Origin of the sequence: Streptomyces sp. NPDC059851 (assembly GCF_042732005.1) — a bacterium.
Taxonomy (GTDB): domain Bacteria; phylum Actinomycetota; class Actinomycetes; order Streptomycetales; family Streptomycetaceae; genus Streptomyces.
Window position 1 is genome coordinate 1 of record NZ_JBHWJJ010000010.1, and the last position, 18561, is coordinate 18561.

An 18561-nucleotide genomic window follows, 5' to 3' on the forward strand; every position below is an offset into this window, starting at 1 on the left:
GGACCCTCGACCTGGGCCACACCCGATACTGAGCACCTCGTGCCGCTGCCCCCACCGCCAGACGGGGGCGGGGGCAGCGGCACGTACGCAATCGATCAGGGAGTCAGCCGGTTCGGTCCGCGGAACAGGAAGGCCGCCTCGCGGATGGAGTCCAGGCCGAGCATGACCATGAGGATCCGCCCGAGGCCGGCGCCGAGGCCGCCGTGCGGCGGGCAGCCGAAGCGGAAGATGTTCAGGTAGTCCTGCATCGGCTCCGTGCTCATGCCCTTCTCCTCCGCCTGCTTCAGCAGGACGTCGGAGCGGTGCTCGCGCTGGGCACCAGTGGTGACCTCCAAGCCCTTCCACAGCAGGTCGAAGCTGAGCGTCAGGTCCGGCCGGTCCGCCGGACGCATGTGGTAGAAGGGCCGGATACTCGCCGGGTAGTGCGTGATGAACGCGAACTCGTGCCCGGTCTGCTCCTTCATGTGCGCGGCGATTCGACGCTCACCGTCCGGGTCCAGGTCCTCCTTCACCCCCTCCGGGTCCCAGCCGCCGGCCCGCAGGACCTTCTGCGCCTCGGCCATCGTGATCCGCGGGAAGGGAGTCTGCGGTACCGCCACCTCGACCCCGAAGACCTCCCGGATCCGCTCCCCGTGGACCTCGGCGACCTTGGCGATGGCGTGGGCGAGCATCTGCTCCTCGAAGGCCATCACATCCTCGACGTCGTCGATCCACGACAGCTCCACGTCGACGCCGGTGAACTCGGTCGCGTGCCGGGAGGTGAACGACGGCTCGGCCCGGAAGACGGGGCCGATCTCGAAGACGCGGTCGATGCCGGCGGCCACCGCCATCTGCTTGTAGAACTGCGGCGACTGCGCCAGGTAGGCCGACCGGTCGAAGTACCCGAGCTTGAACACCTCCGCCCCGGACTCCGACGCGGTCCCCATCAGCTTCGGGGTGTGCATCTCCGTGCAGCCGTGCTCCATGGCGTACTCGCGCAGCCCCTGCTCAAGGGTCGTCTGCACGGCGAACACCAGCTGCGCGGTCTCCCGCTTGCGGACGTCGAGGAACCGCCAGTCCAGCCGGTGCTCGGGCCCGGTGTGCTCGTCGATCGGCAGTGGCGTCTCCGCCAGGTTCAGCACCTCGACCGACTCGGGGACGAGCTCCAGACCGCCGAGCTTGACCTGGGCCGCGTCCACGACGCGCCCGGTGATCCGTACGGCGGACTCCGGGGTCAGGGACTCGAGCACGGCCTCCAGCGGGCCGCCGTCGCGCTTGTGGGTCACCTGGACCATGCCGGAATGGTCGCGCAGGATCACGAACTGCATCTTGCGCTGCAGCCGGAGTGCGTTCACCCAGCCGGACACGGAGACGGTCTGGTCGATGTGGCCGCGTAGGTCAGAGGTCAGAACGCGGCTCGTCGTGTGGATCATCGCAGCCCTCCAGGGGCGTCGTCATGATCCCTTGGGAGTGCGGGCGAGAAGGGAACTCGCGGTACCACCGCACTTTCGCCGCCACCCGAGGGCAGCGGCCTCATTCAGCCCTGTGACGGGGGCGAACCGGCGGGGCATTGGGCCTGCGGCCGTTCCTCCCCGCGCTCAGGAGGGTCTTCACCTCGGGCGCGAGTCCGCCTTCCCAGCTACCGGCGGCTCTCTCTGCTCGCGTGATCTTTGGCTACTCGTCTCCGTCTACGCGTTGCCCACGAGGATAGGTAGCGGGCAGGGCCGCTGCAACGCAATCACGGTGATGGCGAAGACTTGGCCGGATAACGATCACAGGTGGAGCTGCCCAGCAGTGCTGGGCACATAGGTCGAGGCGCTTCGTCGGGTAGCCCGCTGCGCAGAATCACGAACGCGGTCAGCCCTGGAAATGAACGTGATGCTGGTTGCAGCACGCCGAGCCGTGCACGAGCCTGGCTGGCCAAGCTGAGCTACCGCGCCAGGTAGGCCATCTGCTGCTCGTCGGCGGTCAAGGCACCACGGCGGACAGGTACGTGGACGGCTGCCACGATGGAGCACAGTACGAACCGCGAGAACCCGGCACGGCTCTGATCGGGTCACTGTAACTTTGAGGGCACGCGCGATCATGATCTTCTGGAGGGCCTGCGTGAACACCAAGATCAATACGTACGAGTACCCGGCGTACCGGACAAAGCAGACCCCTTCGGGGCGTCCCCTGGTGCTCTTCGCGGCGCGGGCCACCGAGATCTCTGATTGGGTGGGCGTCCCTCAGCGTAGTCGGCTTCAGAACGAGCAGACCATCGGGTTCCAGCGCCAGGAGAACAAGGGGCGGATCCGCGAGCTCTCGAGCTTCTACCACGATGAGCGCAACGTCGTCCAAAACCCGCTTCTCGCCGCGCCGCAGGCACTGGACCTGGTCGAGTTTGTCGCTCACGACGGGCATCCAGAATTCGGCACGCTGCGAATCACCAGCCGTGACTTCAGCGAGGATTCCCTGCTCGAACTCATGAAGCAGGTGGTCCAGCGCTTGGAGCAGCGCATGCCCAGCCTTGCCGAAATGACACTGGATCAGGCTCGCATGGCGTCGATCATGGAAAAAGGTCGCGCGGAACACGGGCTCGACGACTTTGTGGACGGCGATGAAGATGAGGACGGCGAGGAGGCCAATGCCGCGGCCACCGTTGACGACTCGGACACGGCCAGCGTCCTGCTCACTGACGAGACCCACATCGCTGACTTCTACACTGAGCTCAGGGGTCGCATCAAGGTTCTCGAGGCGCTAGACGAGGGCGCTAAGCCTGAGCGCATCCTCGGGTTCGATCGGGATGCCATGATCAGTTATCTCAAGCCCGTCATGCTCGTGGATGGACAGCACCGACTTAAGGGGGCGGTCCTTGCTGCGGAACAGCTGACGGAAACTGACGAGGGTAAGGAGTTTCTGCTCCAGGCGGCGGAGGGAGGCACGGACCCGGACAAGGCGAGCATCGAGTTCATTGCTGAGCACGTCAGGCGACTGCCAGTTTCCCTGCTCATGGATGACAGCCCGAGCGAGCACGTGTTCCAGTTCGTGGTGGTCAATCAGAAGGCCACCCCTATGGGCAAGGCGCTTCTCGGCACGATCGTTTCGACGAGCCTGAGCAAGGACGAGCTGGATCCTGTCGCCAAGCGCCTGAAGAACGCCGGCATCAAGCTGGACGACTCGCAGGCCATCGCATATCTGACGCGTGCCGATGAGAGCCCTTTCAAGAACCTTGTCCAGACAGGGATCTCAGGCGACCAGAACACCTCTCTGCAGTGGTCTGTGCTCAAGGGCCTTGTCAGCATCTTCCGAGAGTTCTCCGGAGGAAAGCTCTACGGCGAAAAGAACGACTGGGCTCGGATCTGGGCGAAGCATCACCTCGAAGAGAGCTCCTTCGTGATGGAGTGCGACGGGCCTGAGGAACGGATCGCCGAGTGGGCGCGCGCGGACGGGCCCTGGCGAGATGTGTTCATCCGCTTCTACACGAAGATCCGAGACAGGTTCGGCTCCATGGATATGGAGGCTGCGAACGCTTGGGGAAACACTCAGCGGAACCTCTTCAATAAGGTCAGCCTGACCATTCTTGCCGCAGACTATTTTGAGTACCTGCGTTCCCAGAAAAGGACTCTGCATAATGTCGACGACGTCGACACCACGATGGAGGCCTGGCTTGAAGAAGTGAGCGATTCTTACTTCAATAGGAACTGGAACGTGGCCAAGAAGGATACCCCCGCGGTCCGCAATCGCTGGGCCAAGCTCTGGGTGGACTACCGCAAGAATCCGGAGTCCCTGCCGAAGGAGAGCCTGTACAACCCTGTCAGCGGGGCGTGATGCAGCCTCAACACGTCGCTGGTTTCATTGCCGAAATCCAGAAGGCGCTGGCAAGTAATTGGTCAGATGAGCAGCTGAAAGCGCTATCTGACCGCACCATCCCCGAGGAGGTGTCGGGGCAGCATAGCTGGCTGCTGCGTGGGGACCTGTCCACTATGTGGGGGCGCTGGTTCATTGAAAGCCTCGTGGACCTCGCGCCGTTCCAGCTGGATAGTCGTCTCAACATCGCCCACGTGCACGCGCGTGTCTTGGCGTACTTCAATCAGGTCAGCCCGCATGCACCCAAGGACGAGCGCGAGAAGTACGCTCGAACTCTGACGGATTTTGCATGGCAGCTGGTGCAAGCCCGACGCGACCGAACGCGCCTGGCAATAACGGCCGCCATGCGAGACGAACTATGGGCGCAGGCGCAGCCAATTCCGCGGTGTTACCTCTGCGGTTTTGAGTTCGGAGCCGCTGCGCGGAACAAGTTTCTGGGCGAATCTGGAGATCTCCCGGTTGTGCCTAGTTTGGTCGACTTTACTCGACCGCGCGCGCGGGCTGCCCACATCTGCATCGAAGTCGACCACGTAACTCCTGTTGCCCAGGGGGGAAAGACTGAAGTTCAGAACCTTCGCTTGGCTTGCGGCTGGTGCAACTCGGTGAAGAATCGGTATACGAACATCTATGACGCAATCCCTTGGGCGTCAGGGATAGTAACTCTTCCTGATCTCGGCGCAGTCACCCAGCCGCAACCTCTCTGGGTGTTGCGTACTGTCGCCACACGCCGGCGCTGCGAGGCCTCCCAAGGCTGCCTCGCCCGCATCGAGGACGCCGAGCTTTTCGCTGCACCCAGGAACGCGAAAGGCGCCCTGACGCCCGTCAACGTCGCGGTCTACTGCCAGGAGCATGATCCTTGGGCCGTTGCGCGATGGATCGGCCCACAGCGCCTGGCGAGCGCCCTCGTCAAGTAGCACGGAGGTGCCCCGCACCGTAGCCTCCCAGACCTGCTGTCTCGGAGCGGCTGCGGTGTGGGGCACAGATCTTCGCGCGTTCGAGGCGTCTTCGTAAGTCCCAGAGGGAGCGCCCGCCGGGTGAAGAGTTGCCTGAATCGCGCATGTCGGGGCACCTGATTCGGGATGCTGGACCGCATGGGAGAAGCGGGGTGGGCAACAGAGCGGCAACGTACAGCCATCGCCAGGTCCCGCCTATCGGTCCCCGCTCGCCAAGCCTTCGCCGACGGCCAGCTGCTGTCTGGTCGCCGAATTCTGGACTTCGGCTGTGGCCGCGGGGATGACGTGCGTGCGCTTGAACGGTTGGAGTGTCAGGTCACTGGTTGGGATCCGCACTTCCAGCCGGACTCGCAACGGAGTCCAGCTGACGTTGTCTTGCTGACCTACGTGCTGAACGTGATCGAGGACCAGGTGGAGCGACGCGAGACACTCCGGGCTGCGTGGGCGCTGGCGACGGCAGTGCTGATTGTCTCGGCCCGCCTCACCTGGGAACGCTCGAAGGTCAACGGTGGTCAGCTGGGTGATGGGGTTGTCACAGGCCGGCGCACGTTCCAGCACCTGTTCACTACTCACGAGCTGCGCCAGCTCGTTGAGGACATCACCGGTTCGCGGTGTGTGGCCGCCGCACCCGGCATCATCTACGCCTTCAGGGATGAGACGGCACGGCTCAGCTACCTAGCCCGACGCATCGCCCCCGACCTCGGGTGGACAGGACCTGACGATCCCAGTACCGCTGTGGAGTCGTTGGTGGGGTACGTCGAGCGCCGTGGCCGACCGCCCCGGTTGGAAGAGATGCCAACAGCGATCTCCGAAGTCATCGCCAAGCTCAGGCCGGCCAACCTGCGCAACCTCATCCGCAAGACTGCACACCCAGAGCTGATCGAGGCTTCGGCACGCCAATCCACACTCAGCACCTTGCTGTTCCTGGCGCTGGAGCTGTTCAACGGGCGAGGCCGGTTCACGAGCCTTCCGCTCTCCATCCAGTGGGACATCCGGGCCTTCTTCTCTTCCTACAAGGAGGCATGCCAGAGGGCAGACCGCTTGCTGCTCAAGTTGCGCGACGATGCATACGTCCGGGGCGCCATGTCAGCATCGAGGGTCGGCAAACTGACACCGACAGCTCTCTACGTCCATCGGAGGGCGGTGGACGCAATGCCGACGGTTCTGAGGCTCTACGAGCACTGCGCCGCGATCGCGGCGGGACGCCCCGAAGAGTGGACCGTCGTGAAGCTCAAGCACGACGGGAGGGCGGCAAGCTGGCTGCACTATCCAGACTTCGACTCTGACCCACACCCGCGAATCCGCAGTGATTACCAAGTCGATCTACGCACGCTAGAAGCCTCACACCGTTCGTACGAGGGTTCAACGAACCGTCCTCTGCTGCATCGCAAGCACGAGTTTCTCGCGCCCGACGATCCGGATACAGCCCGATACCAGCGCCTGACAGCCGCGGAGGTGAGGGCAGGCCTCTATGCCAACCCACACCTGATCGGTACTGAGGCTGGCTGGGAGGGGGAGCTAGCTCGCTGTGGCCGGGACTTTCGAGGGCATCGGCTGGTCAAGCGCGAATGGGATCATCCTTCGGGCTGAAGCTTGATGATCTCGGCTACAAGGGCATCGACGTCGAGGTCTTGCGCCTGGTTGGGGAACCAGGACAGCCGCAGTCCGTTCTTGGCCGCGTGCTCTGGCAGGCCCATTGCTGTCAGGACGTGGCTGGGCGTGTACGAGGCGCTCGTGCACGCCGAGCCTGTCGCCACGGCGACCTGGTCCTTGAGAGCGACGATGAGTGCCTCGGCATCCAAGTCATCGAAGGAAACGTTCAAGATATGCGGAACGGTGTGCAGAGCGTCGCCGTTGATGGAGAAACGAGTCTGGCTGAGTGCGGCGAGGAGGTTCTTGCGGATCCCCTCCGACTGCACCTGCCACTGCGCGTGCTCGTTGTGAAAGTTCCGGGAGGCTTCCGCAAGCCCCATGATCAGTGGAACGGGGAGGGTCCCGGGACGTAGCTTCCGTTCCTGGCCGCCTCCGAACATGATGGGCTCGAGGGGGACCTTGTTCCAGCCTCGGCGTCGCAGCACCAGCGCGCCAACCCCCTTCGGGGCTCCGATCTTGTGGCCGCTGATGCTGATCATGTCGATGGGGGCCTTGAGGTCCGCAGGCACCTTCGCATAGCCCTGGGCGGCGTCAACATGGAGGAACGTGGGTGTTTTTTGGAGCTCGCGGGCTAGGTCGGCGACAGGCTGAATGATGCCGGTCTCGTTGTTCACGTGCATGAGTGAGACGAGGAGAGTGTCTGGCCGAAGACGCTCCAGGACTGCTTCCACGGAAACTCGGCCGCTCTGTCCAGGCTTGATGTACTCGACCTCGTACCCGCGCGACGCCAGGTGCTCGAGGGGCTCAAGCACGGCCTTGTGCTCGATCGCAGACGTAATAATGTGACGTCGGCCACTCTTCTCCGCGAAGGGGATGAGGCCGAGGATCGCGATGTTGTTGGACTCCGTTGCCCCACTGGTGAAGATGAGCTCTTCCGGCTTGGCGCCCACTGTCCCGGCCAGGTATTCGCGCGCCTGAGCCACCGCCCGCTTGGCGCGAGTGCCGTACTCGTGCGTGCGGCTGCCGGCGTTGCCGAACTCCTCCGTCATCCAGTGGAGGACCACCTGCGCCACCCGCGGGTCCACGCGGCTAGTTGCCGCCGCGTCCAGGTACGTCGCCATCAGCAGACCCCCACGTCGTCTTCGGTAGGCAGGACACGTCACAAACGTTAAATCGGTGACGTGACTACGATACCCTTCAGCGGGTGGCCACACGTGCATCTACCAAGCCCGGCAGCAGGACGTCATCGGGATTCGAATACGTCTTCCCTGCCATCAGGGGCGTGCAGGCGGGGCGGGAGTTCTACGTCTCCATGTGCCCGTTGCGACTGATCCCCAAGATCTTCTTGTTTGACGACGAGGAGCTCGCCGCCGAAGTCCGGGCGCAGCGGGTGCTGAACAAGGGCAGGCTCCCAGCTCTCGCGAAGTACATTCTGGACAATCCAGACGACTATGTGTTCAGTGCCCTCACTGCATCTGTCGACGGTGAGATGGCCTTCGAGAGCATCCACGACGAAGGCCCCGGCATGCGCGCCGGCCAGATCCGAATCCCGATGGACGCCCGCTTCCTGATCAATGATGGTCAGCACCGCCGGGGTGCGATCGAGCTCGCCCTCAGGGAGAATCCTGACCTCGGCGACGAAACCATCGCTGTGGTGTTCTTTCATGATGCTGGGCTGGCTCGCTGCCAACAGATGTTCGCGGACCTCAATCGGCATGCGGTCCGTCCCCCGCGATCCATCGGGGTGCTTTACGACCATCGCGACGAGGACTCGGCGCTCGTCCGTCTGCTGGTGCTGCGGTCATCGGTCTTCACTGGCAACGTCGAGATGGAGAAGAGCACCCTCTCCTCAAGCTCGCGCAAGCTCTTCACTCTGAGCGCCCTGTACTTCGCAACTCAGTCACTTCTACAGGGGATTGAGTTGGAGGGGCAGGAGGAGGCGGTAGCGCTGGCTCAGGCATTCTGGGAGACGATCGATGCCACGATTCCCGAATGGCGCTTGGTTCGTGAGCGCAAGCTGTCTGCACCCGAGATTCGCCGAGACTTCATCCACAGTCACGGGATTGCTCTGCACGCACTCGGCCGCCTCGGCAATGCGCTCCTGCGTGAGTCAAAAAGCCCGAAGGACTGGAAGCCGAGGCTAACCCCGCTTGAGCGAGTGGACTGGTCTCGCGCCAACCAAGACTGGGCCGGCAGGGCCATCGTGGCCGGCCGCGTGTCCAAGAACCATCAGAACGTGACGTTGACCGTGAACTATCTGCGCCACCATCTGCGACTCCCCCTCGGTGCTGAGGAGCAGCGAGTCGAGGAGGCGTACGTGCGAGGAGACGAATGACCACCCTCCCTCTCATTCAAGTGCGACGCCCGCTCTTCGGAGGCCGGAAACTTGCCGAAGTCGTGGGGGAGCTCGCCGAAGAGATCCGCGAGCTCTACACCGCGGACCAAGTGCCGTGGGTCATCGGATATAGCGGCGGCAAGGACTCTACTGCCGTCCTCCAGCTCGTCTGGCTCGCGCTGCAGGGGCTTCCCTCCGATCAGCGAACCAAGCCGGTTCATGTCATCAGTACCGACACCCTTGTCGAGAACCCTGTCGTTGCCATGTGGGTCAAGCACTCCCTTGACAAGATGCACCAGGCAGCCATCGACCAGGATCTCCCGATTCGGCCTCACCGCCTGACGCCGGAGATCAAGGACAGTTTCTGGGTATCGCTGATCGGCCGTGGATACCCGGCTCCTCGGCCGAAGTTCCGTTGGTGTACGGAGCGTCTGAAGATCAAGCCGTCTAACGCCTTCATTCGCAGCGTCGTCCAAGAACACGGCGAGGCCATTCTGGTGCTGGGTATCCGCAAGGCTGAAAGCCAGGCCCGTGCCCGCGCTATGGCTAAGCATGAACAGCGACGCGTCCGTGACCGCCTGTCGCCCAACGGCAAGCTGCCCAACTCCCTCGTCTACAGTCCGGTGGAGGACTGGACCAATGAGGATGTCTGGGCTTTTCTGATGCAGCAGGAGAATCCCTGGGGATACGACAACAAGGATCTCCTCACTATGTATCAGGGTGCCTCGGCGGACGGCGAGTGCCCACTCGTTGTCGACAACACCACACCCTCCTGTGGATCGAGCCGGTTCGGCTGCTGGACCTGCACCCTTGTCGAAGAGGACAAGTCCATGTCGGCGATGATCCAGAACGACGAGGAGAAGGAGTGGATGCTGCCACTGCTGTCCTTGCGTAACAGGCTGGACGCCCCCCTTGGCTATGACGAGCAGACCCGTAAGCCGCTGCCGGACAAGCCGATCCGCGACTTCCGGCGCATGAACGGCAACGTGATGCTTTTCGGTGACGGCGAAGATATCGTGCACGGCCCCTACAAGCAGTCAGCGCGAGAAGACTGGCTGCGAGAGCTTCTGGAGGCCCAGGCGTGGGTGCGCGAGCACGCTCCTGAGGAAGTGCGGGACATCGAGCTGATCACGATGGACGAGTTGCATGAGATCCGCCGCCTCTGGGTCTTCGAGAAGCACGAAGTCGAGGATTCCTTGCCGCGTATCTACGAGGCAGCGACGGGTACCGAGTTCCCCGGTCGCACCCTGGATGCCCAGTTGGTCCTGGGCGCGGATGAGATGAAGATCCTCGAAGAGATCTGTCAGGGCGACGAGCTGCATTTCGAGACCACAAGGGCGCTGCTCGGCGTGGAGCGGAAGTATCGAACCATGACGCGTCGTTCGGGCCTCTTCAAGGCGCTCGAGAGCACCATTAAGAAGGGCTACTACACCGACCGGGATGACGCCCTAGCTTTCGCCCAGCGCAAGAAGGCGCTCCGCACTCGCAAGACCACCACGCCCGGCATTTTTGACGAAGAGACCAGCACCGATGCTTCTGCATGAGATCACCTTGGAGAACTTCGGGGCGTACCGAGGCAAGCATTCCCTCGAACTCTCCCCGAAGAAGAACCGTCCGATCGTGCTGATCGGCGGCCTGAACGGCTGTGGCAAGACGACGTTGCTTGACGCGATTCAGCTGGCCTTGTATGGCCGGCGTGCCAACTGCAGCGCTCGCGGCGGCCGCGGATACGACACATTTCTACGTGAAAGCATTAACAGGCAGTCAGAGCCTTCCAAGGGTGCGTCTGTGGCGATCGAATTCTCGATCGCAGTCGAAGATAGGGAGCAGTTTTACACGGTGGTTCGTCGGTGGGGCGCCGACGGCAAGGACGTGCTGTCTGTCGAGATCGACGGTGAGTACAGCCCGGTGATCACCAACGGATGGGCCGAGCACGTCGAGGAGATACTGCCGTTCGACCTCTCTTCCTTGTTCTTCTTCGATGGAGAGAAGATTGAGTCCCTCGCTGACCCGGAGCAGGCCGGCGCAGTGATCCGTACGGCAGTGCGGTCGCTCATGGGCGTGCACGCAGTGGAGCAGCTGCGGACTGACCTGGCTGCACTGCAGCGTCGTCAGGAGATGACGCCGAAGGACCAGGAACTCATGGCCGCCCTCGAAGCCCGCGAGGCTGAGCACAAGGCTGCCGACATGGCCGTCGAGGTGGAAGTCCAGAACCAAGGCAAGCTCAAGACCACTGTAGAGCGCCTGCAAGGGGATCTGGAGCGGCTGGAGAATGAATTCGTAAGCGAGGGCGGTCATCTCTTCGAGCGCCTGAATTCCCTCGATGCCGAGCACAAGCGGGTCAAGTCGCAAATCGAGGCATCTGACTCGGCGCTTGTGAACCTGGCTGCTGGCTCTCTTCCGTTGTTGTTGCTGCGGGATCAGCTGGAGACGCTGAACAAGCAGGCTCAGCAGGAGAGCGAGGCCTCGAAGGCGGCTCAGGTAGTGGATGTGCTGGCGGACCGCGACAGGTGGCTACTCGACCTCATGGGCGAAGACCTCCCAGCCACCGTGCGCTCTTCTGTGTCGAGAAAGCTCGCAGCAGACCGCAAGAAGCGTGCCGCTGTCGCCAGCGTGGAGCACGGGTTCTCTCTGCCGCACGATGCGGTAGCGCAGTTCGCTGCTCTCGAACAGACGCTGGTACACGACCGGCAGCGGGCACAGGAGCTCCTCGCTGAGTCCGCCGGCCTGCAGGACGAGCTGGATACCCTAGACCGCCAGCTCGCCAGCGTCCCGGACCAGACTCGCGTTGAGTCGATCATTGCCAAGCGACGGGAACTGCTTGACCAGGTTGCAGTGGCACGAGCCGATCACGAGCGCTCAGGTGTAGTCGTCGAAGACCTGAAGCGCCGCCGGGAGCAGCTCGATGCCGCAGTCACGCGTGCTCGCAAAGACGCGGGTGACTCCCAGTGGGACGCGGAAGCAGCCAAGAGGCTCTACGACTATGCCGAGCGGACACGAGGAACCCTAACGAAATTCAGCACGGCCCTCGTGAAGCGCCACATCGGCCTACTGGAAGTGGCGGTTCTGCAGAGCTTCAACGAGCTCATGCGTAAGCGCGGACTTGTTAAGGACCTCCACATCGACCCCCAGAGCTTCACGTTGAAGCTCTGGGACGACGAGGGAGAGGAACTCAACCTGGGTCGTCTCAGTGCCGGGGAGCGACAGCTCCTCGCGATCTCGCTACTTGCCGGCCTCATGAAGGTGGCTGGCAACCGCCTGCCCAGCGTCATCGACACGCCTCTGGGCCGACTCGACAGTCAGCACCGCCAGCACCTCGTCGACCGTTACTTCCCCAAGGTCGGTCGTCAGGTGTTGCTCCTTTCGACCGACGAGGAGATCGACGAGCACCTGCTCGCCCGCCTGAAGCCCGCGATTTCGCACACCTACATGCTGGTCCACGATGACACCAAGCTGACGACTTCTGTCGTGCCTGGTTACTGGTGGACCTCGGGAGCCATGCATGTCGCTTGAGACCATTCGACTGTCCAAGACCGCCCGCGACCAGCTTGTCTGGCTCAAGCGCCACACTGGGATCTCGCACTGGAACGTGCTGTGCCGTTGGGCGCTCGCCGTTTCGCTGAGGGATCCCAGCACCCCGCTTGTTCGTGACATCGTCGCGGACTCGAACGTGGAGATGAGCTGGCGTACCTTCGCCGGCGAGTACGGAGACATCTACCTGGCTCTGATCCAGCAGCGGTGTGTCACGGATGGCGAGGAGCCGACAGACAAGAACGTTGCCCGCACGTTCCTGGTCCATCTGCACCGCGGAGTGGGGTACCTCCACGGGATGCGGGACATGAGGAGTGTCAGCGAGCTGGTCAGTCTTGCTGCTAGCTGAGTCCTGTGTGAGCGGATGGGGTGGCACAGGGTGGATTAGGTGGCACGGGTCAGAGGCCCTAGGTCTCTGACCTGCGGAAACGGGGCTCTGCGGCATCATCCGGCATCAGTTTGGTTGATCTTGTACTGCTTGCTAGGCGCTGGGCGGCGAGGTCAAGCCGGACTTCGCAGCCGAGGAAGCCATCGCGGAGGCGTAGGTCCGGGGAAATTTCGTCCGGGCCGGTCTCGCTCAAGGTACGAGGCCGGCACCAGCTCGGTGTGGGCGCCGTGGGTGGGACTCCCGGTTCTCCTCAGCGGGCTCCCCAGCCGCGGTGTGCTTCGGGGCCGTGTGGGCTCCATCCGTTCAGGTGGGGCGCCAGCTCCTCGGGCTTCGGTTCGCGAGCGGTGGGCATGGCGGGTAGAGGGGTCAGTGGGTCGAGGCTCTGAACGTAACGGCGTGCCCAGGCCAGCCACCCTCGCGCCGAGGCCACCGCCGCCTCATCTTCCCCGGCTGCCTCTTCCAGTCGACGCTCCAGGGCGTTGCAGTACGCGCTCAGGCTTGCCGCTTCCTGCCACTGGCCGACCTGCGCACGGAGTACCTCGGCGTACTGTTCCTGCGCAGCCAGGTCCTTCGCCTTCTCCATGGCCGCCCGCCAGCGGACCTCGCGCTCGGCCTTCGCCCGTTCTTCGTCCACCTTCCGCTGGGCGTCCTCTACGGCTCGGGTCTCGATCTCCCGGAGCGCGGCTCCTAGGATGTCCTCCAGCACCCAGCGCTTGCGATCGGCCCAGCGGGACTGCCGGCCGGATCGGCTGTAGCCGAGTTCGATCACGAGGCTCTTCGAGCGCTCCGGGTCGGTGGACTGGGGAGACTCCTGCTGGATCGTGACGGGGTAGGTGAAGCCGTTCACGACCAAGTCCAGTTCGCCCTCGCGGAGGGAGTAGCTGGAGGGGTGGTGCCGCCCGTCGTACGTGGTGTAGGCGCGGCTGCGCCGGCGGGAGGGGACTTCATGCTCCTGCACCTTGTGCCCTCGACGTACTGCCTCGGCGGCGAGGCCCTGGAGCAGTAGCAACGATCGGCGGCGCAGCGGAGCGGGCATGACGAGTCGGCCCTCGTCGTCTCTCAGCGCGGCCACGACCGGATGCGGAGAGCGCAATTGAGTGGGTACGTGGACGGGCGGCGCCTCATCTGGCCTCTGGCGCAGTGAGTTTGGGTGCGGCCCCTCGATCAGAGAGATCTGCAGGTCGCGATTCCACATGCGGAGACTTTCGATGCGCTTGCCCTCAGGGGCGAGGTTGTGGCGCTTCGCGTAGTCGATCACGCGTCGCCACTCCGTCACCGTCGCGTCGTCGGGCTCGGTGATGGTGACCCGCCTGTTCGTAACAAGTCGCTCGATGAGTTCCTTCGCCTTGGTCCGACGGGCGAGTGCGACTGGCCTGTCAGCGTAGGACGCCGAGCGTGTCCTGCCTGCCTCCTTCCCCGCAGCGGTCTTCCTTTCCCCGGCGTGCGCGGGGTCGTCTGGGTGGTGGCCATGCTGGATGTAGAAGGTGCCTGCCTCGGTGACCTTGGCATCCACCTCACTCCCGCTGCGCTTGATCGTCACCAGCCCTCTGTCGCGCAGCGCGTAGGCGGTGCGGAACTCGCCGGGGTCCCAGGGCTCCTCGGACCCGTTGCCGTTCGCGAGCCGGCCGAGTAGGGCGAGCTGTCGTTCGTTCAGGGGAGACCAGCGATGCATGGAAACAGCTCACCCCGGAGCCGAGGGCAGGGGCAATGACTCGTACGGGTGGTCGCTTCTGGCAGCACCGGAGACCTGCGGGTTTGCGGTTCTCGGACGGCCTGCTTGCGTGAGCGCTGCGTGAGCGGACTGGGTGGCACCAGGGCGGACAAGCCGTCACGCTGATCAAGGTCGCAAGCCTCTGATCAGCGAAAACGGGATTCGGCGGCACTGTCCAGCACCACCCGGGATGATCTTGTGGGGCCTCGTAATGCGTAGGTCTCGGGTTCGAATCCCGAAGGCGGCTCAGAGAAACCCCAGGTCATTGACCTGGGGTTTTCTGTTGTGGGCGTCAGGACCAGCCCTGGCGGCGCAGGGTTCCGGGGACGTCCGGGGCGCGGTAGGAGGGGCCCTTGAGGACCTTGCCGTCCTCGCGCAGCGTCGGGCGGCCGTCGGGGCCCAGCTTGGACATGTTGGCCCGGTGGACCTCGGCGATCACGGCGTCCAGGTCGATCCCGTGGACGAGCGCCGTGCCGTACGCGATGTAGACGACATCGGCGAGCTCGTGCGCGATGTGGTCCAGGCGCCCCTCGGCGCTGGCCTCTGCCAGCTCGGCGACTTCCTCCGCCAGCAGGTCCTGCCGGTGCAGGGACAGGGTGCGCGGGACCTCGGTCGGGCGGGTCCGGGCGTCGAGTCCGAACGCGTGGTGGAACTCGCGTACGAGGTCCTGTGCCGAGGTGACCGGCCGTCCGGGGGCCGTCGCGTCCTTGTCCCCGGTCAGCAGGGCCAGGCCGAGCGTCCCCTCCAGTTCGGACCGCAGCCGTGCGGCGCGGGTGGCGGCCGCGCCGCGGTCGGGGGCCCGCAGCACGAAGCGGGCGACGGTCTGACCGGCGGTGACCCGCTCACCGCGGCCCGTCCGGTACGCGTCGAAGCCGATGACCTCCAGCACGTCCGGGGCCCCGTGCAGCGGGTCGAGGGAGGCGTCGCCGGGCAGCGTCCCGCCGTCGTGGACGGTGACCGTGAAGACGGCCGTGCACCCGGCGAGGGCGCCCGGGGCGGGCACCGGTACCGACGCGCCCTCCAACAGCCGCAGCAGGGCGGCGTAGATGTCCTGTCCGGAGGAGTGCCGGTAGGCGCTCGGGAGGCCGCCGCCCATGACGCGCGGGTTGAACTCGACCAGGACGGGGCCCCGGCCGGTCACCATGATCTCCAGGTGGAAGACGCCGAGGTCCGCGCCGATGGCCCGGCAGACGTCCTGCGCGTACGCGATGCAGGCGTCCGTCTCAGCGGCCGTGAGGTCCGCCGGGATGCAGGAGCCCAGCTCGACCACCTCGTCGTCCGGGCTGCGGAAGCGGCCGGAGACGCAGAACGGGAAGAAGTCCCCGTCCCGGGCGCCGATCTCGACGGACACGAGCTTCCCGGTCAGGAGTTCCTCCACGAGCACGCCCCGGGCGAACTGGGCGCGCCAGTGGTCCGGAACCGCGTCCTGACCGGCCAGGACGTCGGCGGCCGCCCGCGCGGCCTGCTCGGGGTCGTGCGCCACGTGGCACAGCAGGCTGGCGCTGCCGGACGGCGGCTTCAGCACCACCGGGTAGCCGATCCGGGCTGCGGCCGCCGTCACCGCGGCCGCGTCCGCAGCGAGGGCGTAGCGGGCCGAGGCCAGCCCGGCCTCCTCCAGCGCGGCCCGGCAGCGGTCCTTGCGGCGGGCGGTGAACACGGCCTCCGGGGAGGTGCCGCGCAGCCCCAGCTCCCGGCAGGCGGTGGCCACGGCCTCGGCCGCCAGTTCCTGGAACGTCATCGCCACGTCGATGGGGTCCTCGGCGTGCACGGCGGCGAGGACCTGCGACACCACCTCGGGGTCCGTGGTGTCGACCCCGTCGACCAGGCGGTCCGCCGACCGGACCGTGCGCAGGTTCTCGCCGCTGACCGCGTACTGCGTCAGGACCGGCTGGACGAACGTGACCCGGTGGCCGGCGGCCTTCGCGAGCCGGATCGCCTGCAGGGCCGGGGGATTGGCGTCGACGAATGCGATGTGCACGAACGGAACTCCTGGTGTGGGACGGTGGACGGGCGGGTGCCGCGGGATGTGGCGCGTCCGCTCAGCGGTAGTGGACCACGCCGTCGCGCTTGCGGTACGGGTCCCGGTGGAACACCTCGAACGCGACGGCCGGCCGGCCCCCGTACCGTGCGCCGGCCGCCGCGAGGTTCCGGCCCAGGAATCCCCGTACGTAGGCCTCGGGCTCCTCGTCGGTCAGGGCCTCCAGGTAGGCGGTGTGGGCGAGGACCGTCTTGACCCCGCGCTCCACCGCCCAGGTCACGTCCACGGCGTGCGTCGGGTACGGGGAGTTGGCGACGGCCTGCCAGCGCACGCCTTCCCACGGCTCCAGGCCTTCGTGCGGGAAGAGGTGGCGGTTGGCCGCGTCGGCGGGGGCGTCCAGCGCGGCCCGGCCCACGACGCGGTGGTCGGGGGTGTTCCAGGAGACGCCCCGCCAGTGGTCGTGGTGGTTGAGGGTGATCACCAGTTCCGGGCGGTGCCGGCGGACCGCGTGGGCGAGGTCCCGGCGCAGCGCGGGCCCGGCCTCGATCAGACCGTCCGGGTGGTCCAGGAACTCCACGGTGGTGACCCCGGCGACGGCCGCTGCGGCACGCTGCTCCTCCTCGCGGACGGACCTGGCCGTTTCGGTGTCCATGCCGTCGATGCCGCACTCGCCGCGGCTGGCCATCAGGTAGACGACCTCCTTGCCCTGGTCGGTCCAGGTGGCGACGGCGGACCCGGCCGCGTACTCGACGTCGTCGGGGTGGGCGACGATGGCCAGGGCCTTGGTCCAGTCCGTCGGCATGTCCAGGAGCTGTTCGGTCACGGGGATTCCTTGTGAGTGGAGGGACGGGTGGGAACGGGGGCCGGAGGAGGAACGACCGGCGGGCGGAACAGGAGGGCGGGCAACGCGGTGCCGGTGATGAGGCAGACCGCACCCGCGCCGAGGAACACCGCGGCCGTCCCCGACCGGTCGGCGACGATGCCGCCGAGGAGGGCGCCGAAGGGGGAGACGCCGAGGATCAGCCACCGGTAGAGGGCGTTGACCCGGCCGAAGAGCGCCACCGGGATGCTGGACTGCCGGTACGACATGCTCGTGACGTTCAACTGCACGCTCAGCGCGCCGTAGCAGGCCATTGCGGCGAGCGCGGCGACGACGCTCGGCACCGCGACCGTCGCGTGGCACAGGCCCGCGGCGGGCGCGCAGCACATCAGGACGCGGCGGGCCCCGAAGCGTTGCAGCAGCCGGGCAGCAGCCGTGCCCGCGAGCAGCCCGCCGACGGCCGGAGCGGCCGCGACGAAGCCCATGGCCGACTCCGGCAGGCCCAGCCGTCCGGGAGCCACGACCCACAGCGGCAGCATCGTGGTGACGGCCGCGAAGGCCAGGTTGCCGGACGCGGCCACCGCGGCGAGGCCCAGCAGGTCGCGGCGCCGGCGCAGGTGCGCCGCGCCCTCGCGCAGCTCGCGCCGCATCGACCGCCCCCGCGCGGGCGCGGGCCCCGGCGCGGGTGCGGGCCCCGGCGCGGGTGCGGGCCCCGGCGCGGATCCGGTGGCGGCGTCGGAGGCGACGGGTGCGGCGGCGGTGTCGGGCACGGGCGCGGTGTCGGGCACGGGCGCGTGGCCGCGCTCGGGGAGCTCGGCGGCCCGCCTCCGGTGGAGCACTTCGAGGCCGGCCAGCGTGGTCGCGTACAGCGCGGCGGCGAGGCCCATCCCGGTGCCCGGTACGGCCGCGAGCAGGCCGCCCAGCGCGGGCCCCGCGAACTGCGCCGTCAGGAGTTGGCCGGTCTGGAGCCGGGCGTTGGCGCGAGGCAGCTGCGCGCGGTCCACCAGGCGCGGCACCAGTGATTGCGCGGCGAGGTCGACGAAGGTGCCGCAGACCCCGACGAGGAAGGCGCCTCCCGCCAGTGCCCATACGGGCAGCAGCCCGCACCAGGCGAGCACGCCCAGGGCCACGACCAGCGGGAGCCGGGCGGCGGACGCCCGCCGCAGCAGCCGCAGCGGCGGCAGCCGGTCGACGACCACGCCCGCGGGCAGCGTCATCAGCAGCCAGGGCGCGCGCAGGGCGACGCCGACGGCGGCGACGGCGAGCGGTGAGCCGGTGAGGGACAGGGCGAGCAGCGGGACGGAGACGAGGTAGACGCCGTCCGCGAGACCGGAGGCGAGGACGGCGATCCGGAAGAGTCCGAAGCGGCGGCCGATGCCGGCGCCGCTGCCCGCCGGGGGCGCGGCGGTGGGTGCGGGGGCCAC

The 18561-nt window shown here is 66.2% G+C and carries 13 protein-coding genes and 1 pseudogene; 7 read left to right on the forward strand and 7 right to left on the reverse strand.

Annotated elements, in window-relative coordinates; genetic code table 11:
- Positions 1-95 precede the first annotated feature (95 nt).
- Complete coding sequence (aspS, locus tag ACFV7Q_RS05015) at positions 96-1412, reverse strand: aspartate--tRNA(Asn) ligase (RefSeq protein WP_385423676.1); 1317 nt, start codon at positions 1410-1412, stop codon at positions 96-98.
- A 673-nt stretch (positions 1413-2085) separates the two neighbouring features.
- Between aspS and ACFV7Q_RS05020 the strand changes: the two genes are divergently transcribed.
- From ACFV7Q_RS05020 to ACFV7Q_RS05030, 3 genes are all read left to right on the forward strand, one after another.
- Complete coding sequence (locus ACFV7Q_RS05020; protein WP_385423678.1) at positions 2086-3789, forward strand: hypothetical protein; 1704 nt, start codon at positions 2086-2088, stop codon at positions 3787-3789.
- Positions 3789-4742 (forward strand): HNH endonuclease, encoded by a 954-nt coding sequence (locus tag ACFV7Q_RS05025; RefSeq protein WP_385423855.1) that lies wholly within the window; start codon positions 3789-3791, stop codon positions 4740-4742. The genes ACFV7Q_RS05020 and ACFV7Q_RS05025 overlap by 1 nt, the downstream gene beginning before the upstream one ends.
- Positions 4743-4919: 177 nt before the next feature.
- Entirely contained in the window at positions 4920-6371 is a 1452-nt protein-coding gene (locus tag ACFV7Q_RS05030; protein ID WP_385423857.1) for a DNA phosphorothioation-associated putative methyltransferase, read from the forward strand.
- Here ACFV7Q_RS05030 and dndA read toward each other — a convergent pair.
- Positions 6356-7495: a cysteine desulfurase DndA gene (gene dndA, locus ACFV7Q_RS05035; RefSeq protein WP_385423680.1), complete on the reverse strand. Its 1140-nt coding sequence runs from the start codon at positions 7493-7495 to the stop codon at positions 6356-6358. The two genes, ACFV7Q_RS05030 and dndA, sit on opposite strands and share 16 nt — an antisense overlap.
- Positions 7496-7578: 83 nt before the next feature.
- Between dndA and dndB the strand changes: the two genes are divergently transcribed.
- Genes dndB through dndE form a run of 4 tightly spaced genes read left to right on the forward strand, consistent with a single transcriptional unit; the run spans position 7579 to position 12589 of the window.
- A complete protein-coding gene (dndB, locus tag ACFV7Q_RS05040; RefSeq protein WP_385423682.1) occupies positions 7579-8709 on the forward strand; it encodes a DNA sulfur modification protein DndB in 1131 nt (376 codons plus the stop codon).
- Complete coding sequence (gene dndC / locus ACFV7Q_RS05045) at positions 8706-10253, forward strand: DNA phosphorothioation system sulfurtransferase DndC (protein WP_385423684.1); 1548 nt, start codon at positions 8706-8708, stop codon at positions 10251-10253. Before dndB ends, dndC begins: the two co-directional genes overlap by 4 nt.
- Positions 10240-12222, forward strand: a complete 1983-nt coding sequence (gene dndD / locus ACFV7Q_RS05050) for a DNA sulfur modification protein DndD (protein WP_385423686.1) — start codon at positions 10240-10242, stop codon at positions 12220-12222. Before dndC ends, dndD begins: the two co-directional genes overlap by 14 nt.
- On the forward strand, positions 12212-12589 hold the full coding sequence (gene dndE, locus ACFV7Q_RS05055; RefSeq protein WP_385423688.1) for a DNA sulfur modification protein DndE: 378 nt from the start codon (positions 12212-12214) through the stop codon (positions 12587-12589). Before dndD ends, dndE begins: the two co-directional genes overlap by 11 nt.
- Positions 12590-12878: 289 nt before the next feature.
- On the opposite strand, the gene ACFV7Q_RS05060 is transcribed toward dndE, so the two are convergent.
- The 5 genes and pseudogenes from ACFV7Q_RS05060 to ACFV7Q_RS05080 all read right to left on the reverse strand — a co-directional run bounded on the left by ACFV7Q_RS05060 (position 12879) and on the right by ACFV7Q_RS05080 (position 18561).
- Positions 12879-14300 (reverse strand): hypothetical protein, encoded by a 1422-nt coding sequence (locus ACFV7Q_RS05060; protein ID WP_385423690.1) that lies wholly within the window; start codon positions 14298-14300, stop codon positions 12879-12881.
- A 331-nt stretch (positions 14301-14631) separates the two neighbouring features.
- A complete protein-coding gene (locus ACFV7Q_RS05065; RefSeq protein ID WP_385423859.1) occupies positions 14632-15060 on the reverse strand; it encodes a MazG nucleotide pyrophosphohydrolase domain-containing protein in 429 nt (142 codons plus the stop codon).
- A gap of 378 nt (positions 15061-15438) precedes the next feature.
- A pseudogene (locus ACFV7Q_RS05070) lies at positions 15439-16317 on the reverse strand (acetyl-CoA carboxylase biotin carboxylase subunit family protein); the annotation flags it as partial.
- A 61-nt stretch (positions 16318-16378) separates the two neighbouring features.
- Positions 16379-17140 carry a PIG-L deacetylase family protein gene (locus ACFV7Q_RS05075; RefSeq protein ID WP_385423692.1) on the reverse strand — a complete coding sequence of 254 codons (762 nt, stop codon included), beginning with the start codon at positions 17138-17140 and terminating at the stop codon, positions 16379-16381.
- Positions 17137-18561, reverse strand: a complete 1425-nt coding sequence (locus ACFV7Q_RS05080) for an MFS transporter (protein ID WP_385423694.1) — start codon at positions 18559-18561, stop codon at positions 17137-17139. The genes ACFV7Q_RS05075 and ACFV7Q_RS05080 overlap by 4 nt, the downstream gene beginning before the upstream one ends.

What these genes read in the sequence shown, in the direction of transcription:
- aspS (WP_385423676.1), bottom strand. Translation starts at nt 1,412, where the DNA reads ATGATCCACACGACGAGCCGCGTTCTGACCTCTGACCTACGCGGCCAC.
- ACFV7Q_RS05025 (WP_385423855.1), top strand. Translation starts at nt 3,789, where the DNA reads ATGCAGCCTCAACACGTCGCTGGTTTCATTGCCGAAATCCAGAAGGCG.
- ACFV7Q_RS05030 (WP_385423857.1), top strand. Translation starts at nt 4,920, where the DNA reads ATGGGAGAAGCGGGGTGGGCAACAGAGCGGCAACGTACAGCCATCGCC.
- dndA (WP_385423680.1), bottom strand. Translation starts at nt 7,495, where the DNA reads ATGGCGACGTACCTGGACGCGGCGGCAACTAGCCGCGTGGACCCGCGG.
- dndC (WP_385423684.1), top strand. Translation starts at nt 8,706, where the DNA reads ATGACCACCCTCCCTCTCATTCAAGTGCGACGCCCGCTCTTCGGAGGC.
- dndD (WP_385423686.1), top strand. Translation starts at nt 10,240, where the DNA reads ATGCTTCTGCATGAGATCACCTTGGAGAACTTCGGGGCGTACCGAGGC.
- dndE (WP_385423688.1), top strand. Translation starts at nt 12,212, where the DNA reads ATGTCGCTTGAGACCATTCGACTGTCCAAGACCGCCCGCGACCAGCTT.
- ACFV7Q_RS05060 (WP_385423690.1), bottom strand. Translation starts at nt 14,300, where the DNA reads ATGCATCGCTGGTCTCCCCTGAACGAACGACAGCTCGCCCTACTCGGC.